18 protein-coding genes and 2 tRNA genes are annotated in these 20,781 nt (G+C 71.3%); 16 read left to right on the forward strand and 4 right to left on the reverse strand.

From position 1 onward, the window contains the following. Positions 1 to 15 precede the first annotated feature (15 nt). The 7 genes from ACZ4EG_RS02330 (at position 16) to ACZ4EG_RS02360 (ending at position 4,303) form a co-directional block, all read left to right on the forward strand. Positions 16 to 177: a hypothetical protein gene (locus tag ACZ4EG_RS02330; RefSeq protein ID WP_363295125.1), complete on the forward strand. Its 162-nt coding sequence runs from the start codon at positions 16 to 18 to the stop codon at positions 175 to 177. Between the two features lie 119 nt (positions 178 to 296). After that, positions 297 to 458, forward strand: coding sequence for a hypothetical protein (locus ACZ4EG_RS02335; RefSeq protein WP_363295124.1), 162 nt, complete (start codon positions 297 to 299; stop codon positions 456 to 458). Between the two features lie 79 nt (positions 459 to 537). Beyond that, entirely contained in the window at positions 538 to 1,224 is a 687-nt protein-coding gene (gene nadD, locus ACZ4EG_RS02340) for a nicotinate-nucleotide adenylyltransferase (protein WP_467789232.1), read from the forward strand. Between the two features lie 16 nt (positions 1,225 to 1,240). Beyond that, entirely contained in the window at positions 1,241 to 2,923 is a 1,683-nt protein-coding gene (locus tag ACZ4EG_RS02345) for an LCP family protein (RefSeq protein ID WP_467789233.1), read from the forward strand. A gap of 103 nt (positions 2,924 to 3,026) precedes the next feature. Next, positions 3,027 to 3,470 (forward strand): ribosome silencing factor, encoded by a 444-nt coding sequence (gene rsfS / locus ACZ4EG_RS02350; protein ID WP_467789234.1) that lies wholly within the window; start codon positions 3,027 to 3,029, stop codon positions 3,468 to 3,470. Next, positions 3,470 to 4,138: a histidine phosphatase family protein gene (locus tag ACZ4EG_RS02355; protein WP_467789235.1), complete on the forward strand. Its 669-nt coding sequence runs from the start codon at positions 3,470 to 3,472 to the stop codon at positions 4,136 to 4,138. Before rsfS ends, ACZ4EG_RS02355 begins: the two co-directional genes overlap by 1 nt. A gap of 92 nt (positions 4,139 to 4,230) precedes the next feature. Beyond that, a tRNA-Ala gene (locus ACZ4EG_RS02360) sits at positions 4,231 to 4,303 on the forward strand. 53 nt (positions 4,304 to 4,356) lie between these two features. On the opposite strand, the gene ACZ4EG_RS02365 is transcribed toward ACZ4EG_RS02360, so the two are convergent. Further along, positions 4,357 to 5,265 (reverse strand): helix-turn-helix transcriptional regulator, encoded by a 909-nt coding sequence (locus ACZ4EG_RS02365; protein ID WP_467789467.1) that lies wholly within the window; start codon positions 5,263 to 5,265, stop codon positions 4,357 to 4,359. Between the two features lie 123 nt (positions 5,266 to 5,388). Here ACZ4EG_RS02365 and ACZ4EG_RS02370 point away from each other — a divergent pair, with 123 nt between their 5' ends. The 3 genes from ACZ4EG_RS02370 to ACZ4EG_RS02380 all read left to right on the forward strand — a co-directional run bounded on the left by ACZ4EG_RS02370 (position 5,389) and on the right by ACZ4EG_RS02380 (position 7,338). Further along, positions 5,389 to 6,858 (forward strand): MFS transporter, encoded by a 1,470-nt coding sequence (locus ACZ4EG_RS02370; RefSeq protein WP_467789236.1) that lies wholly within the window; start codon positions 5,389 to 5,391, stop codon positions 6,856 to 6,858. 69 nt (positions 6,859 to 6,927) lie between these two features. Next, entirely contained in the window at positions 6,928 to 7,101 is a 174-nt protein-coding gene (locus ACZ4EG_RS02375; protein WP_453551745.1) for a hypothetical protein, read from the forward strand. A 3-nt stretch (positions 7,102 to 7,104) separates the two neighbouring features. Continuing rightward, the gene (locus ACZ4EG_RS02380) at positions 7,105 to 7,338 is read left to right on the forward strand and encodes a hypothetical protein (RefSeq protein WP_006136074.1); all 234 of its coding nucleotides are present in this window, start codon (positions 7,105 to 7,107) and stop codon (positions 7,336 to 7,338) included. Here the strand turns inward: ACZ4EG_RS02380 and ACZ4EG_RS02385 are convergent. Next, complete coding sequence (locus tag ACZ4EG_RS02385) at positions 7,328 to 8,527, reverse strand: glycosyltransferase 87 family protein (protein ID WP_467789237.1); 1,200 nt, start codon at positions 8,525 to 8,527, stop codon at positions 7,328 to 7,330. The genes ACZ4EG_RS02380 and ACZ4EG_RS02385 overlap by 11 nt on opposite strands. A 138-nt stretch (positions 8,528 to 8,665) precedes the next feature. Here ACZ4EG_RS02385 and ACZ4EG_RS02390 point away from each other — a divergent pair. Then, a tRNA-Ala gene (locus ACZ4EG_RS02390) sits at positions 8,666 to 8,738 on the forward strand. Positions 8,739 to 8,851: 113 nt separating this feature from the next. Here ACZ4EG_RS02390 and ACZ4EG_RS02395 read toward each other — a convergent pair. Continuing rightward, complete coding sequence (locus tag ACZ4EG_RS02395; RefSeq protein WP_453551751.1) at positions 8,852 to 10,462, reverse strand: NADH-ubiquinone oxidoreductase-F iron-sulfur binding region domain-containing protein; 1,611 nt, start codon at positions 10,460 to 10,462, stop codon at positions 8,852 to 8,854. Next, positions 10,459 to 11,751, reverse strand: coding sequence for a cytochrome b/b6 domain-containing protein (locus ACZ4EG_RS02400; RefSeq protein WP_467789238.1), 1,293 nt, complete (start codon positions 11,749 to 11,751; stop codon positions 10,459 to 10,461). Before ACZ4EG_RS02400 ends, ACZ4EG_RS02395 begins: the two co-directional genes overlap by 4 nt. 416 nt (positions 11,752 to 12,167) lie before the next feature. On the opposite strand from ACZ4EG_RS02400, the gene leuS reads away from it, so the two are divergent. From leuS to ACZ4EG_RS02425, 5 genes are all read left to right on the forward strand, one after another. After that, positions 12,168 to 15,053 carry a leucine--tRNA ligase gene (gene leuS / locus ACZ4EG_RS02405; RefSeq protein WP_467789239.1) on the forward strand — a complete coding sequence of 962 codons (2,886 nt, stop codon included), beginning with the start codon at positions 12,168 to 12,170 and terminating at the stop codon, positions 15,051 to 15,053. A gap of 138 nt (positions 15,054 to 15,191) precedes the next feature. After that, on the forward strand, positions 15,192 to 15,971 hold the full coding sequence (locus ACZ4EG_RS02410; RefSeq protein ID WP_467789240.1) for a hypothetical protein: 780 nt from the start codon (positions 15,192 to 15,194) through the stop codon (positions 15,969 to 15,971). Positions 15,972 to 16,043: 72 nt separating this feature from the next. Next, the gene (locus tag ACZ4EG_RS02415; protein ID WP_467789241.1) at positions 16,044 to 16,889 is read left to right on the forward strand and encodes a DegV family protein; all 846 of its coding nucleotides are present in this window, start codon (positions 16,044 to 16,046) and stop codon (positions 16,887 to 16,889) included. A 106-nt stretch (positions 16,890 to 16,995) separates the two neighbouring features. Beyond that, the gene (locus ACZ4EG_RS02420) at positions 16,996 to 18,159 is read left to right on the forward strand and encodes a ComEA family DNA-binding protein (protein ID WP_467789242.1); all 1,164 of its coding nucleotides are present in this window, start codon (positions 16,996 to 16,998) and stop codon (positions 18,157 to 18,159) included. Further along, positions 18,156 to 20,780 carry a ComEC/Rec2 family competence protein gene (locus tag ACZ4EG_RS02425; RefSeq protein WP_467789243.1) on the forward strand — a complete coding sequence of 875 codons (2,625 nt, stop codon included), beginning with the start codon at positions 18,156 to 18,158 and terminating at the stop codon, positions 20,778 to 20,780. Before ACZ4EG_RS02420 ends, ACZ4EG_RS02425 begins: the two co-directional genes overlap by 4 nt. Position 20,781: the final 1 nt, after the last annotated feature.

The following is a 20,781-nucleotide window of genomic DNA, read 5'->3' on the forward strand; positions in this document are numbered from 1 at the left end:
CGAAGGAGCCACGTCATGGAGCACCACCCCGCAGCCGCCTGGCTGACCGAGGCCGCGAGCGCCGCCCAGCAGCACGGGGCGGGCAATCTGCTCCGGATCGTCCTGATCGTGATGTTCTTCGGTTGTGCACTGACCGGCTGGTTCCTGCTGCGCGGGTACAAACAGAAGGACGACTGAGACGCCGCGAACGTTCCCCGCTCGTCCCCAACGGCGGAGTCGGCGCGAGGGGCGCAGGGCCGCCCGCTTACGATGAGCCGACATCTTTATCCCGCCCACACCGGATAGGCCTGCCGAAGATGAGCTTCCACAGCACCGCTGCCCAGTTGGTCACCCTCGCCGCCGAGGGCGAAGAGGGCGGCAACCACAACAGCCTCAACCCTCTCGTCACCGGCGGAGGCGCCTTCATCATCCTCCTGCTCCTGCTGTGGATCACCACCCGCTTCAACCGCGACCGCTGAGCGCGGCCGCCCGTCGCCGGGCCGTCCCCCGGGGTCTGACGGACGAGGCCCGTAGGCCGGGCCGGTAGGGTCTGCACGCATGGAGGAGCAGGACATGCCTACCGGTCCGGTGAACGACATGGCGAACGACCTGGTGAACGGCCCCGAGCACGGGCCCGGCAACGGCACCGTGAACACGGGCAAGCGCCGTCTCGGCGTCATGGGCGGTACGTTCGACCCGATTCACCACGGGCACCTCGTGGCGGCCAGCGAGGTCGCCGCGCAGTTCCACCTGGACGAGGTCGTGTTCGTCCCCACGGGCCAGCCCTGGCAGAAGACCCACCGCAACGTCTCCCCGGCCGAGGACCGCTACCTGATGACGGTCATCGCGACCGCGGAGAACCCGCAGTTCTCGGTGAGCCGCATCGACATCGACCGGGGCGGCCCCACCTACACCGTGGACACCCTGCGCGACCTGCGTGCGCTCAACCCCGACACCGACCTCTTCTTCATCACCGGTGCGGACGCCCTCGCCCAGCTTCTGACCTGGCGCGACACCGAGGAGCTGTTCTCCCTGGCGCACTTCATCGGGGTCACCCGTCCGGGTCATCACCTCAGTGACGCCGGACTCCCGGAGGGCGGGGTCTCGCTCGTGGAGGTTCCCGCGCTGGCCATCTCTTCCACAGACTGCCGTGCGAGAGTCGCCAAGGGCGACCCCATCTGGTACATGGTGCCGGACGGGGTCGTGCGTTATATCGACAAGCGCGAGCTGTACCGCGGCGAGTGAACCGAGAGGGGCACCGGTGAACGACCGATACGACGCGGGATACGGCGGCGATCAGTACGAACTCGTCGGCTACGACGAGTACGGGCAGCCGGTCTACCGCCAGATCCCGGCGCAGCAGGCTCCGCGGCAGACGTACGACACGTACGCGCAGCAGGGCTACGGGTACGACCCGTACGCCACCGGGCAGCAGCAGCCCGTGCCGCCGTACGACGCCTACGACACCGGACAGCGGCCGACAGTGTCCTACGACCCGTACGGCACGAGCGCCCCCGGCGGCGGCCAGGCGCCCCCGTACGACCCCTACGGGCAGAACGCGGCGAGCGGCCGGCAGCCCCGGGCCGCCGGGCAGACCGCCCACATCCCGCAGCAGCCCGGGCCCGCCGAGGAGCCGGAACCGCAGGCCCCGGCGGCCCGTGAACGGGACTACCGCACCGAGCAGTTCGCGTTCGTCGAGGAGCCGGACGGCAACTCCGAGGACGTCATCGACTGGCTGAAGTTCACCGAGAACCGCACCGAGCGCCGTGAGGAGGCCCGCCGCCGCGCCCGCAGCCGGGTCGTCGCCCTCGTCGTCGTCCTCGCGCTGGTCGCCGTCGGCGGTGTGGGCTACCTCTGGTACGCCGGGAAGCTGCCCGGTCTGTCCTCCTCCGGCTCCAAGGCCGGCACGACGACGTCCGCTGCCGCCCAGAACCGCGACGTGATCGTCGTCCATCTGCACAACACCGGCAAGGGCGGCACCTCCACCGCGCTGCTGGTCGACAACACCACCACCAAGCAGGGCACGACCGTCCTGCTGCCCAACTCCCTCGCCCTGACCGACGACGCCGGCGGCACCACGACCCTCGCCAAGTCGGTCGACGACGACGGCTCCTCCGGGACCCGGGACCAGCTCGACACCGTCCTCGGCACCAACATCGAGGGCACCTGGCGCCTGGACACCCCCTATCTGCAGAACCTCGTCGAGCTGGTAGGCAACATCGACATCGACACCAACGCCGACGTGCCCGACCCGGCCGCGAAGAAGAAGGGCAGTGGGCCCCTCGTCCACAAGGGCACGGGCCAGACCCTCAGCGGCAAGATGGCCGTCGCCTACGCCACCTACCGTGCCTCCGGCGAGGCCCAGAACGCCCAGCTGGAGCGGTTCGGCCAGGTCATGCAGGGGGTGCTGCGCAAGTTGTCCTCCGACGCCTCGGCGGCCACGATCACGGTGCAGACCCTCGCGCAGATCCTCGACCCCTCCCTGACCGACAAGGACCTGGGCACCTTCCTCGCCAAGCTCGCCGACCTCGCCAAGGGCGGCGACTACAAGACGGCCCTGCTGCCCGTGCAGACCGACGGCACGCTGAGCGCCCAGACCAGCTCCAGCGTGGTCAAGGACATCCTCGGCGGCACCGCCAAGAGCCCCGACGCGGGCTCCGCGGTCCGGGTCTCCGTACAGAACGCCACCGGAGTCAAGGACAACACCGAGAAGGCCCGTGTGGTCCTCCTCAACGGCGGCTTCACCTTCCTGGAGGCCGGTACGGCGTCCACCACCCGGGCGACCTCGAAGGTGATCTACTCCTCCGCCGCCGACAAGGAGAACGCCACCGAGGTCGCCAAGACCCTGGGGCTGCCGACCAGCTCCGTGACGAAGGGCACGGTCAGCTCCAACGCCGGCGTCTCGGTGGTCCTCGGCCAGAACTACACGCCGTCCTCCTCCTGACGACTGCCCCGGGGCACCCCTCGTGATCCGATAATCACGTGGGGTGCCCTCGGTGGTCCGTGAGACCCTTGATGTCAAGTGACCGCCGACGGAAAGCCACGCAGTGACCGCCACCGACCGTTCCATCGAGCTCATCAACGCCGCCGCCCAGGCGGCCGCCGACAAGCTCGCCCATGACGTCATCGCCTACGACGTCAGCGATGTGCTCTCGATCACGGATGCCTTCCTGCTGGCGTCCGCCCCCAACGACCGCCAGGTCAAGTCGATCGTCGACGAGATCGAGGAGCGGCTCCTGAAGGAGCTCGGCGCCAAGCCGGTGCGCCGCGAGGGCGACCGCGAGGCCCGTTGGGTCCTGCTCGACTACGTCGACATCGTCGTCCACGTGCAGCACAGCGAGGAGCGTGTCTTCTACGCCCTGGAGCGGCTGTGGAAGGACTGCCCCGAGCTCGAGCTGCCCGCCGACGCCAAGGCCACCCGCGGCAAGGCCGAGGAGCACGCCAAGCTGCAGGCCGCCGAGGACGCGGCCGAACTGGACGGGGAGTGGTGATGAGCCCCACGGGTGAGGTGACGGACCGGAAGGACCGGGGCCGCCGGATCATCCTGTGGCGGCACGGGCAGACCGCCTGGAACGTGGAGCGCCGCTTCCAGGGCTCCACGGACGTCGAGCTCACCGAGACCGGTGTCGGTCAGGCCCGGCGCGCGGCGCGGCTGCTCGCCTCCCTGAAGCCCGACGCGATCGTCTGCTCGGACCTCCAGCGCGCCGTGCACACGGCCGCCGAGCTCGCCGAGCTCACCGGTCTGGAGGTCGCCCGCGACGAGGCCCTGCGCGAGACCTACGCGGGCGTCTGGCAGGGCCTGACGCACGAGGAGATCATCGCCCGGTACGGCAGGGAGTACACCGCGTGGAAGCGCGGCGAGCCCGTCCGCCGCGGCGGCGGCGAACTGGAGACCGAGGTCGCCGACCGCGCGGCGCCCGTCGTGCTGCGGCACGCCGAGAAGCTGCCCGAGGACGGCACCCTCGTGGTGGTCAGCCACGGCGGTACCATCCGCACAACCATCGGGCGGCTGCTCGGCCTGGAGGCCAACCACTGGGAGAGTCTCGGCGGCCTCTCCAACTGCTGCTGGTCCGTCCTCGGCGAGGGCGTACGCGGCTGGCGCCTCCTGGAGCACAACGCGGGCACCCTCCCGGAGCCCGTCCTCGGCGACGACGACTGAGCGTCCTTCGCGCCCCGGACCCCGGATTTCGCTTTCCGGCAGGTCGCAGGCTAAAGTTCTTCTTGTTCGCCCGCCGAGCGGGAGGAACGTACGGGGCTATAGCTCAGTTGGTAGAGCGCCTGCATGGCATGCAGGAGGTCAGGAGTTCAATTCTCCTTAGCTCCACGGATCGACACTCTCTTGAGTTGTCAAAGATCGGTGATGAGGATCCCGTCCCCTCAGGGGGCGGGATCCTCTGCGTTCCACCTACGGATGATCCCGGCCGCCTCGCCGTCCGGCGGCGGCCACAGCCGATGTCTGCGCTCCCGGAGCAACACGAGCTTGTCGCGGGCCCCTTCGTCCTCCGGTGTGTAGACCACGATCCGGCACTCCGGCATCCCGTCCACCGACAGCGACTGCGAGGTCATCCGCAGTTCTCCCACCGCCTCGTGACGGAACGTCTTCACTCGTGGCCCCGGTTGCGTCACCGCACCGCTCGCCCACAGCTCGGCGAAGTACGGGCTGGCCGCCGACAGCGCGCGTATGTGGTTCTCCCAGGCAGGCTCGCCGACATGTCTGCCGTAGGAGGACCGCAAAGTGGCCACCATCACCGGAAGTTCGTGCTCCAGGTGCACCACCGGGCAGGCCTCCTCCGGCACCGTGCACAGCAACCACAGCACGTTCGGCACACCGGTGCTGAGGGGCGGCGGCACCGCGAACAGATCCCGGTAGGGCGAATTGGCGGCGAGGATGTCGTACCGCGCGTTGTAGACCACCGCCAGGAGCGGGTCGAGGGCGTCGATGATGCCCTGCACCTCCGGTCCGACCGTCCGCGTCGGCATCTCCGGAACCGCGTCGAACGGCACCTCCGCCAGGCGGTACAGATGCTCCCGCTCCGGCGGATCCAGCTGCAGGGTGCGCGCAACGGCGTCCAGGACCTGCGCGGACGCGTTGATCGGACGGCCCTGCTCCAGCCATGTGTACCAGGTCACCCCCACGCCCGAGAGCTGGGCGACCTCTTCCCTGCGCAGTCCCGGTGTGCGCCTGCGCAGCCCCGGTGGCATACCGACGTCGGCCGGTGTCACCCGGGCGCGCCTGCTGCGCAGGAAGGCGGCCAGCTCCGGCCGGCGGCGCTGTGTCGTCCTCATCGTCACGTCCCCCGTCGTCACGCTTTCATCGTCGGTGCCCGGTCCGTCCCCTGCCAGGTGCTGTCAGTACCAGCATCGGCGGGCTCTCGGCACCCGTATCGGCGCGTCGCCAGGCTCGACCGCATGACGACGACATTCCGAACGGGACCGGGTCCCACGCCCGCTCCGGGCCCTGCGATCAGTGAAACACCCGGCACTGACAACCGGCCCCGGCTGCTGCTCGCGCTCGTGCTCACGGCACAGTTCATGGCGGTCCTCGACGTCTTCATCGTGAACGTCGCGGCCCCCACCATCGGTTCCGAACTCCACGCCTCCGGCGCCGACTTGCAGCTGGTGATCGCCGGATACGCCATCACCTACTCCGTGCTGCTGATCACCGGCGCACGGCTCGGCGACCGGTTCGGCCACGGCCGCGTCCACCTCGTCGGCCTCGCCCTGTTCACCGCCGCCTCGCTCGCCTGCGGCCTGGCCCGGGGCTCCACCGAGCTGATCGTGTTCCGGCTGGTGCAGGGCGCCGGGTCGGCGGTGATGATCCCGCAGGTGCTCAGCCTGATCCAGCGCACCTTCACCGGCGAGGCCAGGGTCCGGGCGCTCGGCGCGTACTCGGCGGTCCTCGCCGTGGGCGCCGCGGCCGGGCAGACCATCGGCGGCCTGCTGGTCGGCGCCGACCTCCTCGGCACCGGCTGGCGGCCGGTCTTCCTGGTGAACGTGCCGGTGGGCGCCGTACTGCTGGTGCTCGGCAGGCGTGTCCTGCCGAGGGGCGGCGCGGCCGGGCCGGGCGCGGCGCGGGGCCTGGACCTGCCGGGGCTGGTGCTGCTCGGTGCCTCCGTCTCGCTGCTGACGGTGCCGCTGGTGCTCGGGCAGGAGGAGGACTGGCCGCTGTGGACCTGGCTGTCCCTGGTGGCCGCCGTGGTCCTCTTCGCGCTGTTCTGCGGCTACGAGGCCCGGCTGGCCCGGTGCGGCGGCGCCCCGCTGATCGCGCCCCGGGTGCTGCGGCACCCCGGGATGGGCCTGGCCGTCTTCCGCATCCTGGCCGTCATGGCGGTCAACGCCGGATTCCTGTTCGCGCTCACGCTGCACCTCCAGGGCGGCCTCGGGCACAGTGCGCTGCGTGCCGGTCTGGGCTTCGCGCCGACCGCGGTGGTCTTCGGCGCGGTCGGGCTGACCTGGCGGCGCCTGCCTGCCTCCTGGCAGCGGGCACTGGCCCCGGCCGGCTTCGCGCTCACCGCCGTGTCGGTGGCCGGTGTCGGTCTCGTGCTCCGCGGCGGCGGCGACGGCGGAGCCGGGCTGTACGCCGCGTTCGTCGGCCTGGGCGCCGGGCTCGCGCTCGCCTTCGGCCCGACCCTGACCGGGGCGCTGGCGGCGGTGCGGCCGCAGGACGCGGCGGACGCCAGCGGGCTGCTGGCGACGGTCACCCAGCTCGGTCAGCTGATCGGTGTGGCGGCGTTCGGCACACTGTTCTTGAACCGCCTTGAGTCACTCGGGGCCCCAGCGGCGTATACCTCTGCGGAGGCGCTTTCTGCGTGCATGTGGGCACTGGCCGGCACCGCCTCGGTGGGTGCCGTGTCCGGACTGGTACTGAGGCGTCGCTGACCGTATTGGCCCGGCCGTGGCAGAATCAAACGGCCGGAAGGGGGCGCCGCCCGACGGGAGGGAGTAGCGATGCCTGCGAGCATCCTCGGGGAGGTGGGCCACCTCTTCGCTGCGACGTTGATACGGGACACGGCCACCCGTCTCAGCTGCCCTTCCTGCGGTTCCGGCCATGTGGCCCAAGTACTCGGCGACAACGGCGGGATCTCCTACGTGTGCACGGCCTGCGGCCACAGCTGGAGCTGATCTATGGGTGCACACAGGCGAAAGTGCGACTGGTGCGGGAGCGGAACGCCGATCGTCCGGGACATGGAGCCGATCAACCCCGACTACCAGTACTGGTGCGAGGAATGCGCGCGGGCGCTGATCATAAAAGGCGACCCGATCGAGACGTACCGCGAGCTGGAGGGCGAGCCGATCTACGGCCGGCTCCTCGAGGAGCACTGCACGCTCAAGCGGTTCTACTCGTTCGTCACGGCCTGACCCCGGCCGGGCCTCGGCAACGATGTCCGGCGAGCGCCAGGAAGACGAGTCCGGCCCCCGCGTAGAGGCCGGACAGCGCCAACGCGACGCCCCCCTGGTGCAGTTCGGGCCGCCCCAGCCCGTGGGGCACCCACCACAGGGCGTACGAGCAGAAGACCAGCAGGGTGCCCAGGGCGGCCGCCCGGTGCCCTCGCGTCCACAGCAGCAGTACCAGTGGCACACACCACACCCAGTGGTGCGACCACGAAACCGGGCTGATCAACAGCGCCGTCACCGCGCAGACGGGCACCGCCCACGCCCGCCGGTCCCGCAGCTCCGCCAGGACCGCCACCGAGAGCCCTGTCACGGCCACCAGAGCCGCCAGGGCGGCCCAGAGGGCTCCCGGGACCGGTGTGTGCAGCAGACGCGCCAGAACGCCGCGCAGGGCCTGATTGGCGGTCTCCTCGGCATGCCCCACCCGGTTCATGCGGAAGACCATGCGCGTCCAGAAGCGCCACGAGTCGTACGGCAGGACGGCCGCCGCCAGCAGCGTCGCCCCGGCGAACGTGGCGGCCGCCCCGCGCGCGTGCCGCAGCCAGGGCCGTCCGTCGCCGCCCCCGAGGTGCGCCACGCAGCCGGTGGCGAGCAGGAACACCGCGAACAGCGCGGGTGTCAGCTTGACCGCCGCGGCGAGCCCCAGGCCGGCTCCGGCCCAGCGGGCCGGGCCGTCGCCCGGACGGCGAGACAGATCCCACAGCACCAGGACGGCGAGCAACAGGTTGACCTGTCCGTAGCGCAGCGTCGTCCACACCGGCTCGCACCACACGGCCGCCGCCGCGACCCACCAGACGCTCTCCACGCGCGCGTGCCCCACGAGTTTCAGCGACAGCCGCACGAACACCACCAGCAGGGCGAGGTTCCCGGCCGTCGCCGTCGCGCGCAGGAGCGGGACGTCCAGGAGCGTCAGCGGAGTGAACAGCAGGGCCGCGAACGGCGGGTAGGTGGTGGGCAGATGCTCGGGGGTCGCCCGCAGCGCGTACAGGTCGCCGCCCGCGCGGACGGTCGCCCCCTCGGCCCGGTACACCATCAGGTCGATCATCGACACGTCGGCGGCCCGCTGTGCGACCCAGAACACGGTGAAGGAGAAGAGGCACGCGCCCAGGGCGACCGATGCGCTGCGGCGGGCTTCAGGGATCGCGATCACGGACACGAAGCGCGACACTAGCCTCCGAATCCGTACAGAACGGAAACGATTTGGTGGTGCACCCCTTCGACCGTGTAATGTTGGCGTCGCCGCCGGGGAAACCGGGCGACACGGTGAAGATGCGGTTCCACCGCATGGCCGCACGGGGCTATAGCTCAGTTGGTAGAGCGCCTGCATGGCATGCAGGAGGTCAGGAGTTCAATTCTCCTTAGCTCCACAGAAATCGAAGGCGGGTCATCCGATCGGATGACCCGCCTTCGTCGTGTACGGAGGCGGTCGTGGCACGACGGGGGCGGACCACCCGAGCCGGGTGACCCGCCGTTCGTGTGCTCAGCGGCCGAGGGCGCGGCGGCCGCGGCCCTGGGAGACGACCGGAAGGTTGCGGGACGGCGCCTGCGAGCGTGTGTCCTCCTCGATGCGCAGCGCCAGCGCCGGGCAGCGGCGCACCGCGCGCAGGGCCTTCGCCTCCGCGTACTGCGGCACCTTCGCCTGGGCGACGGTCGGGAAGCCGTCGGCGCCGAGCTGGAAGACCTCCGGGAGGATGTCCGCGCACAGGCCGTGGCCCCGGCACAGCGTCCAGTCCACGTAGATCTTCTGGCGGCTGCCTCCGCTCTCCTCCGGCTGTCCGCCACCCGTGATGCCCGACGGTGCCATGCCCGCCTCGAAGAGCGGCAGAACGCCCTCCACGGGTCTTCCGCAGCCGTTTCCGAGGACATGGGCGGCGAGGTCGTCGGTGAACGCCTTGATGGTCGACTCCAGGAACATCGCCGAGCCGTCCGGGTGCGAGCACGCGCCGCGCCGCTTCACGTTCTTGGCGACCTGCTTGAGAGCCTCCAGAGCGGCCGGTCCGCCGCCGTTGAGGATGTCCTCCATGCCGCGCGCGGCGGCGGGCAGCCCGAGGTAGCAGGGACCGCACTGTCCCGCGCTCTCCTCGGCCAGCCACTGGGCCACCCGCAGCGACTCGCCCAGCGGGCACGTCTCCTGAGTGATCGGCAGAATGGCGCCGGCTCCGAGCGCGCCGCCCACCGCGTCCAGGGAGTTGCGGGAGACGATCGCCTCGTTGACCGTCGCCGCGTCGATCCACTTGCCGTGGTATCCGCCGGTCAGCACGCCCTGCGGCACCGGCGGGGCCCCGGCCAGCTGGAGGACGTAGCGCAGCGGCACGCCGGTGGGCACCTCGATCACCATCGGGCGGGCGACCGCGCCGGAGACCGTCAGCATGACGGTGCCCGGCTCGTCGTACAGGCCGGTGTTGCCGTAGCGCTCCGGGCCGATGCGGGCGGCGATCGCCAGCTGGGCGAACGTCTCGGCGTTCGACAGCAGTGTGGGCGCGCCGCCGACGCCGTTCTGCGAGGCGCTGGTCTTGCGGCCGGGCGGGATCGCCGGGCCGCCGTCGATCGAGCGGATCAGCGACGCTGCGGCGCCGGTGACCATGCGGACGGGGTTGCGCTGGACGAACGCCTTGAGCGCCGACCGGCGGCCGTTGGACAGGCCGCGTTCGGCGAGCGCGGCCTCCATGGAGCGCTGGGTCGACTCACGGGTGACCCCCACCACGAGCGTGCGGGCACCCAGGGCCTCGGCGCACAGCAGCGCGCCGTCCAGGATCAGGTGCGGGGCACGGTTGATCAGCACCGTGTCCTTGCGGCAGGCCGGTTCGTCCTCGCTTCCGTTGACGACGACGACCGGCCGTACGCCGCGCTTGATCGCCGCTTCGGCGACCGAGCGCAGCTTCTTGTGGAAGGGGAAGCCCGCGCCGCCGCGGCCCTTCAGGTTGATCCGTTCGGCGAGCTGCGCGAGCTGTTCGCCGCCCAGGGGTTCAAGCGGCCCGTGCACCTTCAGGTGCATGGGCAGATCGAGCCTTTCGACAAGGTCGAAGCCCGACGTGAGCTGAGGAAGTCCGACCACGCGGACTTCTGGTACGTCGGGCAGGGCCTCGTTCACCTATAGCCTCCGGAAGGCGTGTTCCAAGGTTCGCCCGAACCCGGCGTGTCGTACGACGTGCCGGGGGATGGTTCATTGGCGGGACCGCTGTTGTACGTGTCGTTCGAGTTGTACGTGCCGTAGAGGTTGTTCGTCTCACCGGTGTCGTACACGTCACTTCCGCGATACCCGGCACCGTCCGAATTGCCATAGACCGGAATGTTGTATCCGGTGTCCTGGAGCGGGTCGTACGCCGACGGCGGCGCCTCGCCCACCGGCGGCGGAGAGGGGATCGGCCAGCTGCCCGACGTGCTGGAGGTCCCGTCCATGCGCGGCATCGCCGAAGTGGCCTGCATGTCCAGCGGCAGGTCCATGCGCGCGGTCTGGCCGGCGGCGAAGCCCTGCTCGGCTCGTGAGGGCGTCTTCACGGCCCGGTAGGCGGCCGCGAAGCCGGACGCGGGCTCGGGGGTCGCGGCGGCGCCGTAGGCGGCTGCCGCGGGAGCTGCCGCCGTGTCCGAGAACGACGGCCTGGCCGGGCGCTCGTTCTCGTATCCCGGCAGTCCGGACGAGGCCTCCGCCGTCCGGGCCCGGCTCGCGTCCAGCCCGTCGAGGCCGGAGCGCTCCTCGTTGCCGATGATCGCGACGATCCGGTCGGCGACCTTGCGCTTGAAGCTGCGCGGCGCGGCGCGCAGGGCGAGGGCCGCCATCACTCCGACCAGGCACAGCTCGTACGACACCATGAAGAACGTCTTGGCCGGACGTCCCGCGAACAGGCCGTGGATGAGAGCCGCGCACAGGGCCGGGTAGGCCAGCATGTGCATGGCGCGCCAGCGTGCGGCCACCGGTGCCGGCGAGGCGAACTGGTTGCGCAGCGCGCCGGTGACACCCACGAAGATCATGAGCAGACCGGCCAGGGAACCGAGGCCGATGAGCCCGCCGCTGCCCGAGACGCCGAGGCTGAAGGGGATCAGCGCGGCGATCAGGACGGTGTGCTCAAGCGCCAGCTTGATCGTGATGTGCACCAGGAGGAACGCGATCGAGGCGACGGCGGTCACCCGGTGGATGCCTTGGGCAATGATCCGCTGGCGCGTGTCGAGGATGAGCCGGTCCTGGGCGATCAGGCCCCAGATCACCGAGCAGGTGAGGCAGACGAGCGACAGGACGCCCGCACCGAAGTTGAGGAAGTCCTGGAGCCAGCTGCCGCCGTTCAGTACCACCACGGGTATGAGCAGCAGAACGACAGCCGACGCCACCCCATAGGCCGACCGGCCGGGCTTGGGGAGCGAGCTGTTACTACGACGAGGGTTCATGGGGGCAACTCCGAGCAGTTCGGGAAAGCGGTCCCGCTGCCGAACTCTAAGCGGCGCCATACCGATCAGTACGAGGTTTGAGTTATTGCGTTGTTATCAAAGGACAATGCGACTGATGCGATGTCCCCTAGTGCGGTGTTACGCGAAGTAAGCTTTGACCTTGGTTCAGACCTTGCTGCCGTGTTCGTTGTGTCAGCCAGGCATACGGAAGCGCGTCGCGACTTGCTCAACGCCTGCGGTACCCTGACGCCATGCGTGCCGTACGCCTTCTGCTTAGCGGGCCGCGCTGATCAGTCCCGACCGCCGGGTGAACCGGGCGGCCGGCATCGGCGCGGCATCCCCTCCTGCGTGAGGGGATTTTTCGTTTCTAGGACGACACGCCGCAGGCAGAGACGACCGATGGAGCTTTGAGGATCATGAGCGAGACGAACCCCGCTGCCGCCGCTGCTACGTCAGCGGAGGCGGCGCCGCACCGCTACACGGCTGCCATGGCGGCCGAGATCGAGGCACGCTGGCAGGACTTCTGGGACGCCGACGGCACCTACGCCGCTCCGAACCCGAAGGGTGATCTGGCCGGCAACCCCGAGCTGGCCGCCAAGCCCAAGAAGTTCATCATGGACATGTTCCCGTACCCCTCGGGTGCGGGCCTGCACGTCGGTCACCCCCTGGGCTACATCGCCACCGATGTCTACGCCCGCTTCCAGCGCATGACCGGCCACAACGTCCTGCACACCCTGGGCTTCGACGCCTTCGGCCTGCCCGCCGAGCAGTACGCCGTGCAGACCGGCACGCACCCGCGCGTGTCCACCGAGGCCAACATCGAGAACATGAAGGCCCAGCTGCGCCGGCTGGGTCTGGGCCACGACAAGCGCCGGTCGTTCGCGACGATCGACCCGGACTACTACAAGTGGACCCAGTGGATCTTCCTGCAGATCTTCAACTCCTGGTACGACGACGAGGCGGACAAGGCCCGCCCGATCTCCGAGCTGATCGCCCAGTTCGAGAGCGGCGAGCGCGCCGTACCCGGTGACCACGGGCGCGCGTGGAACCAGCTGACCGCCACCGAGCGCGCCGACGTCCTGGGCGAGTACCGGCTGGCCTACGCCTCCGACGCCCCGGTCAACTGGTGCCCCGGCCTGGGCACCGTGCTGGCCAACGAGGAGGTCACCGCCGACGGCCGCTCCGAGCGCGGCAACTTCCCGGTCTTCAAGGCCAAGCTGCGCCAGTGGAACATGCGCATCACCGCCTACGCCGACCGGCTGCTGGCGGACCTGGAGGAGCTGGACTGGCCCGAGGCCATCAAGCTGCAGCAGCGCAACTGGATCGGCCGCTCCGAGGGTGCCCGCGTCGACTTCCCGATCGACGGCGAGCACATCACGGTCTTCACCACGCGCCCGGACACCCTGTTCGGCGCGACCTACATGGTGCTGGCCCCCGAGCACCCGCTGGTCGAGAAGTTCACCCCTCAGACCTGGCCCGAGGGCACCCACGCGGTGTGGACCGGCGGCCACGCGACCCCGGCCGAGGCCGTCGCCGCGTACCGCGCGCAGGCCGGCGCCAAGTCCGACGTGGAGCGGCAGGCCGAGGCCAAGGACAAGACCGGCGTCTTCACCGGCGCGTACGCCACCAACCCGGTCAACGGCGAGCGGATCCCCGTCTTCATCGCCGACTACGTGCTGATGGGCTACGGCACCGGCGCGATCATGGCCGTCCCGGCGGGCGACCAGCGCGACTTCGAGTTCGCGCGCGCCTTCGAACTGCCGATCCACTGCATCGTCGAGCCGACCGACGGGCGCGGCACCGACACGTCCACGTGGGAGGACGCTTTCGCGTCGTACGACGCGAAGATCATCAACTCCTCCAACGACGACATCAAGCTGGACGGCCTGGGCGTCGCCGACGCCAAGGCGCGCATCACCGAGTGGCTGGAGCGCAGGGGCATCGGCCAGGGCACCGTCAACTTCCGTCTGCGCGACTGGCTGTTCAGCCGCCAGCGCTACTGGGGCGAGCCCTTCCCGATCGTCTACGACGAGGACGGCATCGCCCACTCGCTGCCCGAGTCGATGCTGCCGCTGGAGCTGCCCGAGGTCGAGGACTACTCGCCGCGCACCTTCGACCCGGACGACGCCGACACCCAGCCCGAGACCCCGCTGTCCCGCAACGAGGACTGGGTCAACGTCACCCTGGACCTGGGCGACGGACCGAAGAAGTACCGCCGCGAGACCAACACCATGCCCAACTGGGCCGGTTCGTGCTGGTACGAGCTGCGCTACCTGGACCCGCACAACAGCGAGAAGCTGGTCGACCCCGAGATCGAGCAGTACTGGATGGGCCCGCGCGAGGGCCAGCCGCACGGCGGTGTCGACCTGTACGTCGGCGGCGCCGAGCACGCCGTGCTGCACCTGCTGTACGCCCGCTTCTGGTCCAAGGTCCTGTACGACCTGGGGCACGTCTCCTCCGCCGAGCCGTTCCACAAGCTGTTCAACCAGGGCATGATCCAGGCCTATGTCTACCGCGACAGCCGTGGCATCGCGGTGCCCGCGGCCGAGGTGGAGGAGCGCGACGGCGCCTACTACTACGAGGGCGAGAAGGTCTCCCGTCTGCTGGGCAAGATGGGCAAGTCCCTGAAGAACGCGGTGACTCCGGACGAGATCGCCGCCGAGTACGGCGCCGACACGCTGCGCCTGTACGAGATGGCGATGGGCCCGCTGGACGTCTCCCGGCCGTGGGACACGCGCGCGGTGGTGGGCCAGTTCCGGCTGCTGCAGCGGCTGTGGCGCAACGTCGTCGACGAGGCGACCGGCGAGGTCACCGTCTCCGACGCCGAGCCCGACGAGGAGACCCTGCGCGCCCTGCACAAGGCGATCGACGGCGTTCGCCAGGACCTGGAGGGCCTGCGCTTCAACACCGCCATCGCCAAGGTCACCGAGCTGAACAACCACCTGACCAAGGCGGGCGGCACCCTGCCGCGCCCGGTCGCCGAGGCACTGGTGCTGATGGCCGCGCCGCTGGCCCCGCACATCGCCGAGGAGCTGTGGCGCCGGCTGGGCCACACCGACTCGGTCGTCCACCAGGACTTCCCGGTCGCCGACCCGCAGTACGTGGTGGACGAGACCGTGACCTGCGTCGTGCAGATCAGGGGCAAGGTCAAGGCCCGCCTGGAGGTCCCGCCGGCCATCTCCGACGAGGAGCTGGAAAAGGTGGCGCTGGCCGACGAGAACGTCGTGCGGGCGCTGGGCGGCGCGGGGATCCGCAAGGTGATCGTGCGGGCACCGAAGCTGGTGAACATCGTCCCGGCCTGAGCGGCCGGCGCCTCGGGGTAGTCCCCTACGGGCAGGTTCGGGGTTCTTCCGGAACTCCGGACCTGCCTGCTGCGTTTACCGTGGAGAAGCACGAAGAGCGGCGCGGCGCGTGCCGCGAGGGGCCTGAGGAGGAGCGTCGTGGAAGCATTCTTCACCGTGTTCGCCCTGCTCTTCCTGCTCTTCGTGGTCCTGGGCACCTTTGCGGTGGTCAAGGCGATCGGCGCCGCCAAGCGAGGCGTCGACCGCACGATCACCCAGGCGCGCCGCACGGTCGAGGACCACACCCTGCGCGCCAAGTCCTTCACCCAGACCGGCCCGGCGGGCGAGATCGCCCAGCTCCGGCTCACCCTGCGTACCTCGATGCGCGCCACCCAGGACGCGCTGCACGCGGGCGTGGCCGAGGACGAGTCGCTCAGGGAGTCCCTGGGCCTCTTCCAGCGGCTGAGCGTGCACGGACACGAACTGGACGAAGAGCTCAAGCGCATGGAGTCCGAGCCGGACCGGGCCACGCTCGCGGCCCGGCTGCCCGAGCTGCGCAAGCGCACCGAGCGCATCACCCGGTCCGCCGACTCCCTGCGCTGGGCGGTCCGCGACCGGGCCCAGCGCTTCGCCGACGACGATCTGGACGCACTCAGCACCCAGATCGACGTCGAGACCGGCGCGCTGCGGCACTGGACCCGCTCGGACAGCGAGGACACGTCCTCTCTGTGGCCCGAGGCTCCGGCCGACGCCGACGCCGACGCCGACGCCGACGCCGACGCCGACGCCGACGCCGACGCCCGCACCGCGCAGCAGACCTGGCCCGGGACCCCGGGGTCCGGCACCGCCGACGAGCCGACCCGGACCGCCATCACCCCGCCCGGCGCACGCCCTTCCTACCCGTGGCAGAAGAAGCCCCGCCCCGAGAGCACCACTTGATCCGGCCGGTCCCGGCCCAGGTGAGCAGGGCCGGGCTGCCGTTCGGCCACTACGCCAGGTAACCTCCAGCTCATGTCCCGCCATGTCGCGATCGTCACCGATTCAACGGCCTACCTGCCGCCGCGGACGATGGAGCGCCACGGCATCACCGCGGTGCCCCTGACCGTGGTCCTTGGCGACCAGGCGCTCGAAGAGGGCACTGAGATCTCGACCCGCTCCCTCGCCCAGGCACTGCAGAAGCGGCGCCCGGTCACCACCTCCCGTCCCGGCCCAGAGGTGTTTGCGGAGACCTACCGTAGGGTCGCCGAGTCCGGGGCCAGTGGCATCGTCTCGCTGCACCTCTCCGCCGAGCTGTCCGGCACCTACGACGCGGCGGTCGTCGCCGCGCGCGAGGCGCCGGTGCCGGTGCGCGTGGTGGACACCGGGATGGTCGCGATGGCCCTCGGCTTCTGCGCGCTCGCCGCCGCCGAGGCGGCCGAGGCGGGCGGCACCGTGGACGAGGCCGTCACGGCCGCGGAGAAGCGGGCCGCGGGCACCTCCGCGTACTTCTACGTCGACACGCTCGACTATCTGCGCCGCGGCGGCCGCATCGGCGCCGCCCAGGCCCTGCTGGGCTCCGCGCTCGCCGTGAAACCGCTGCTGCAGCTGGACGGCGGCCGCATCGAACTCCTCGAAAAGGTGCGTACGGCGTCGAAGGCGATCGCCCGGCTGGAGGAGATCGTGGCCGACCGGGCCGGCACCGCCGAGGTCGACATCGCCGTCCATCATCTCGCCGCCCCCGATCGGGCGTCGGCCCTCGCCGACCGGCTGCGGACCCGGGTGCCCGGACTGGCCGACCTGCATGTGAGCGAGGTCGGGGCAGTGATCGGGGCGCACACGGGACCCGGACTGCTGGGTGCCGTCGTCTCCCCGCGATGACGGCTGCTTCACCCGTGCGAGTGCCGGAGTTTTCCACAACAGGTCGCTGATCCACGGAAATTGAGCAAGATCATCGTGAATCGGCGGGATGCCCGATCCTCGTCGCATGGCACTTCGATCACGCACCCGCATCTCGTCCGCGACCAGCGGCCCGGGCCGCGCTCCGGCCTCCGACGGCCGCAACCGCCACCGCCGTCCACCGACCCGCCACGACACCCGCCCCCGAGCCCGGCACCGCTCCGCACCGGCGGAAGAACTGCGCCGCCGCGCGGAACTGCTCTTCGGTGAACACGCCGTGCAGTGGCGGGAGTCGGGGAACGCGCCGCCGGGGAGGGGGGTGTGCGCGGACACGGTGAGGGTGACGGGTACGGCGCCGGGGTTGAGCCCCGTGCAAAAGGCGAGCCCGGTGCAGAAGGCGAACCCAGTGCACAGGGTGAGCCGGGACGAGGACGGCACCGTCCTGCCCGACACCGACACCGACACCGACACCGGCGCTGACGACGAACGAGTGGTGCCGGACTGGAGGGAGCGTGCCGGGCTCGCCCTGCGTGAGCGGATGCCGATGTGGCTGCAGGTCAGGTGCGGCCTGGAACGGCGGGGCGTGGTCGCGCTCGCGGTGCTCCTCGTCGTCGCCGCGGTGTTCGCCGTGCAGCACTTCTGGGCCGGCCGCACCCAGCCGGTCAGCGCGCCCCAGGTGGTACGGGCGGAGGCTCCGTACCGGAAGGAGGACAAGAGCGAGGGGAACGGGCAGGCCGGGCAGGCAGGTAGGTCCGGGCCCGGGGGCACCGGCGGCAGCGCTCCGGGTGTCGCCGGGGCGGACATCGTGGTGGACGTCAGCGGCAAGGTCCGCGACCCGGGGATCCAGCGCCTGCCCGCAGGTTCACGGGTGGCCGACGCGCTGCGGGCGGCGGGCGGAGTGCGCCCCGGCACCAGCACCGAGGGCCTCAACCGCGCGCGCTTCCTCGTGGACGGTGAACAGGTCGTCGTCGGCGGTCCCGCACCGGCCGCGGGGCCCGGCACAGGCGGTGTCACCGGCTCCGGGCCGGCCGGCTCCACAGCGGGCGCGCAAGGACCCTCGGCCCCGATCTCCCTCAACACGGCCACCACGGACCAGCTCGACACCTTGCCCGGTGTCGGCCCCGTGCTCGCTCAGCACATCGTCGACTACCGCACCCAGCACGGCGGCTTCCGCTCGGTCGACGAATTGCGCCAGGTCAACGGCATCGGCGACCGCCGCTTCGCCGATCTGCGGAATCTGGTGCGGCCATGAGCCAGGTGTCCGGCGACCGCGTCACCATCGGCCGGGCTGACGTGCACGCCGCCTCCGGGAAACGGCTGGGCGCCGCGCACCCGCGGCAGGAAGGTCCGACGGACCTGCGCCTGGTACCGCCCGCGCTCGCGGCCTGGGCGACGGCGGCACTGACGCTCGACACACCGCCTGCACGGACAGCCGCCATCGCGGCCGTATGCCTGATCACAGGGTGCCTCCTCCTGGCGTCGGGAAGACGCGGACGACCAGGTGGACGACGCCACTCGGACGACGGGGTGGCGGCCCTGCCCGCACCGACGAGGGCATGGTCCGCCTGGGCAGGACCCCTGCCGCGTGCCGCGTCGGCCGCCGTATTGCTCTGCGTCGCCGCGGCCGCCGTCTCCGCCGGGCTGCATGGAGCGGATCTGCGTCGCGGGCCCGTGCCCGTGCTGGCCCGGCAGTACGCCACCGTGACCGCCGAGGTCGAACTCGGCTCCGATCCCCGGCTGAGCAGGCCCCGGGTGAGAGGGGATCACGCGGCTCCGGTAGCCGTCCTGATCCACGCGGAGGTGCGGAGCGTCGAGGAGAGGGACGGGACGGCCGTGGCGACGCGGACACCGGTGCTGATGATCGTCGACGGTGATGTCCCGGCCCCGGAGCCGGCGGCGCGAGCAGCCTCAGCCCGGCCCTCGGGGCGTTCGGCCTGGCTCGGGCTGTTGCCCACGACCCGGCTGCGGGTGAGCGCGCGGCTGGCGCCCGTGATGACGGGCGGGGACCGGACCGCGGCCGTGCTGCGGGTCACGGCGCGGCAGGTGCCGGAGATCGTGGCGGGGCCGAACGGGCCGCAGCGGCTGGCGGGACGGTTGCGGGCGGGGCTGCGCGAGGCCACCGACGGGCTTCCGGCGGATGCCCGTGCGCTGCTTCCGGGGCTGGTCGTCGGGGACACCTCACGGATCACACCCGAGCTGGACGAGGCGTTCAAGGAGACGGACCTGGCGCACACGCTCGCCGTCTCCGGCAGCAACCTCACGATCCTGCTCGCGTTGCTGCTCGGGCCGCCCGGCCTGGCCCAGCGCGTGGAGCGCCGTGGGCTCGCCCCGCGCCTCGGCATCTCGCTGCGGAGCACCGCGCTCCTCGCGGCGGCGCTCACGACCGGGTTCGTCGTCGTGTGCCGACCGGACCCGAGCGTGCTGCGGGCCGCGGCCTGCGGATCGGTGGCACTGCTGGCCCTGGCGACGGGACGCCGCAGATCGCTCGTCCCGGCGCTGGCGACGGCCGTCCTGCTGCTGGTGCTGTACGACCCGTGGCTGGCCCGTAGTTACGGGTTCCTGCTCTCGGTGCTGGCCACCGGCTCGCTGCTGGTGCTCGCGCCGGGTTGGAGCGTGGCGCTGCGTCGGCGCCGGGTGCCCGGGCGGTTGGCCGAGGCGCTGGCGGCGGCTGCCGCGGCGCAGGCTGTGTGCGCGCCGGTCGTCGCTGTGCTGTCGGCGCGGGTGAGCCTGGTGGCGGTGCCCTGCAATCTGCTCGCCGAGGCGGCGGTGGCGCCGGCCACGGTGCTCGGGTTCGCGGCACTCGGGTCGGCGCCAGTGGCGATACCGGTGGCCAAGGTGCTGGCCTGGTGCGCGAGTTGGCCTGCCGGATGGATCGCGCAGGTGGCCCGGACCGGGGCCGCGCTGCCGGGCGCGGGAGTGGACTGGCCGGGCAGCTGGACGGGGGCGCTGTTGCTCGCCGTGGTCACGGTGTTCCTTGTCTCCGCCGGTCGGCGGCTGCTGCGGCACCCGTGGTGGTGCGCCGTCTGCGGGGCGCTGCTCCTGCTGGTGGTGGTGCGGCCGGCGCCGCTGACCCGGGTGCTCACGGGCTGGCCGCCACCGGGCTGGCGGTTCGCGATGTGCGACGTGGGACAGGGGGACGCGACGGTGCTGGCGGCGGGGGAGGGCACTGGAGTGGTCGTGGATGCCGGACCCGATCCGGCGCTGGTCGACCGCTGTCTGCGGGAGCTCGGTATCACCCGGATCCCGCTCGTGGTGCTGACCCACTTCCACGCGGATCACGTCACGGGACTGCCCGGTGTGCTGAGGGGGCGCTCGGTGGGTGTGATCGAGACGACCGGCTTCGAGGAGCCCGTGGACCAGGCCGAGTTCGTACGGAAGGAGGCGGCGCGGCGGCACATTCGGCTCACCCGTGCCGTCGCCGGGGAGGAGGTGCGCACCGGTGGGCTGTCCTGGCAGGTGCTGTGGCCGCCCCCGAGCCCGGTGGCCCCTGATCCCGACGGCCCCAATGACGCGAGCGTGGCGATGCTCGTGCGCTCGGCCGGGTTGCGGCTGCTCCTCCTGGGGGACCTCGAACCCCCGGCCCAGCAGGCGCTGTTGAGATCGCCGGCGGCTGCCGAGCTGGCCGGTGTGGATGTGCTCAAGGTCGCCCACCATGGGTCGGCCTATCAGGATCCGGATCTGATACGTCTGGTGGCGCCGCGGGTGGCGCTGATCTCGTGCGGTGCGGACAACCCGTACGGCCACCCGGCGCCCGGCACCGTGGCGGCGCTGCGTGCCGGAGGGGCGGTGGTGCTGCGTACGGACCGGGACGGGGCGCTCGCGGTCGTCGGGGCGGGTGGAGCGGACGGAGGGCTGCGGGTGGCGCGAGACTGAG

The sequence above is a fragment of the Streptomyces sp. NPDC025638 genome (genome assembly GCF_055558775.1).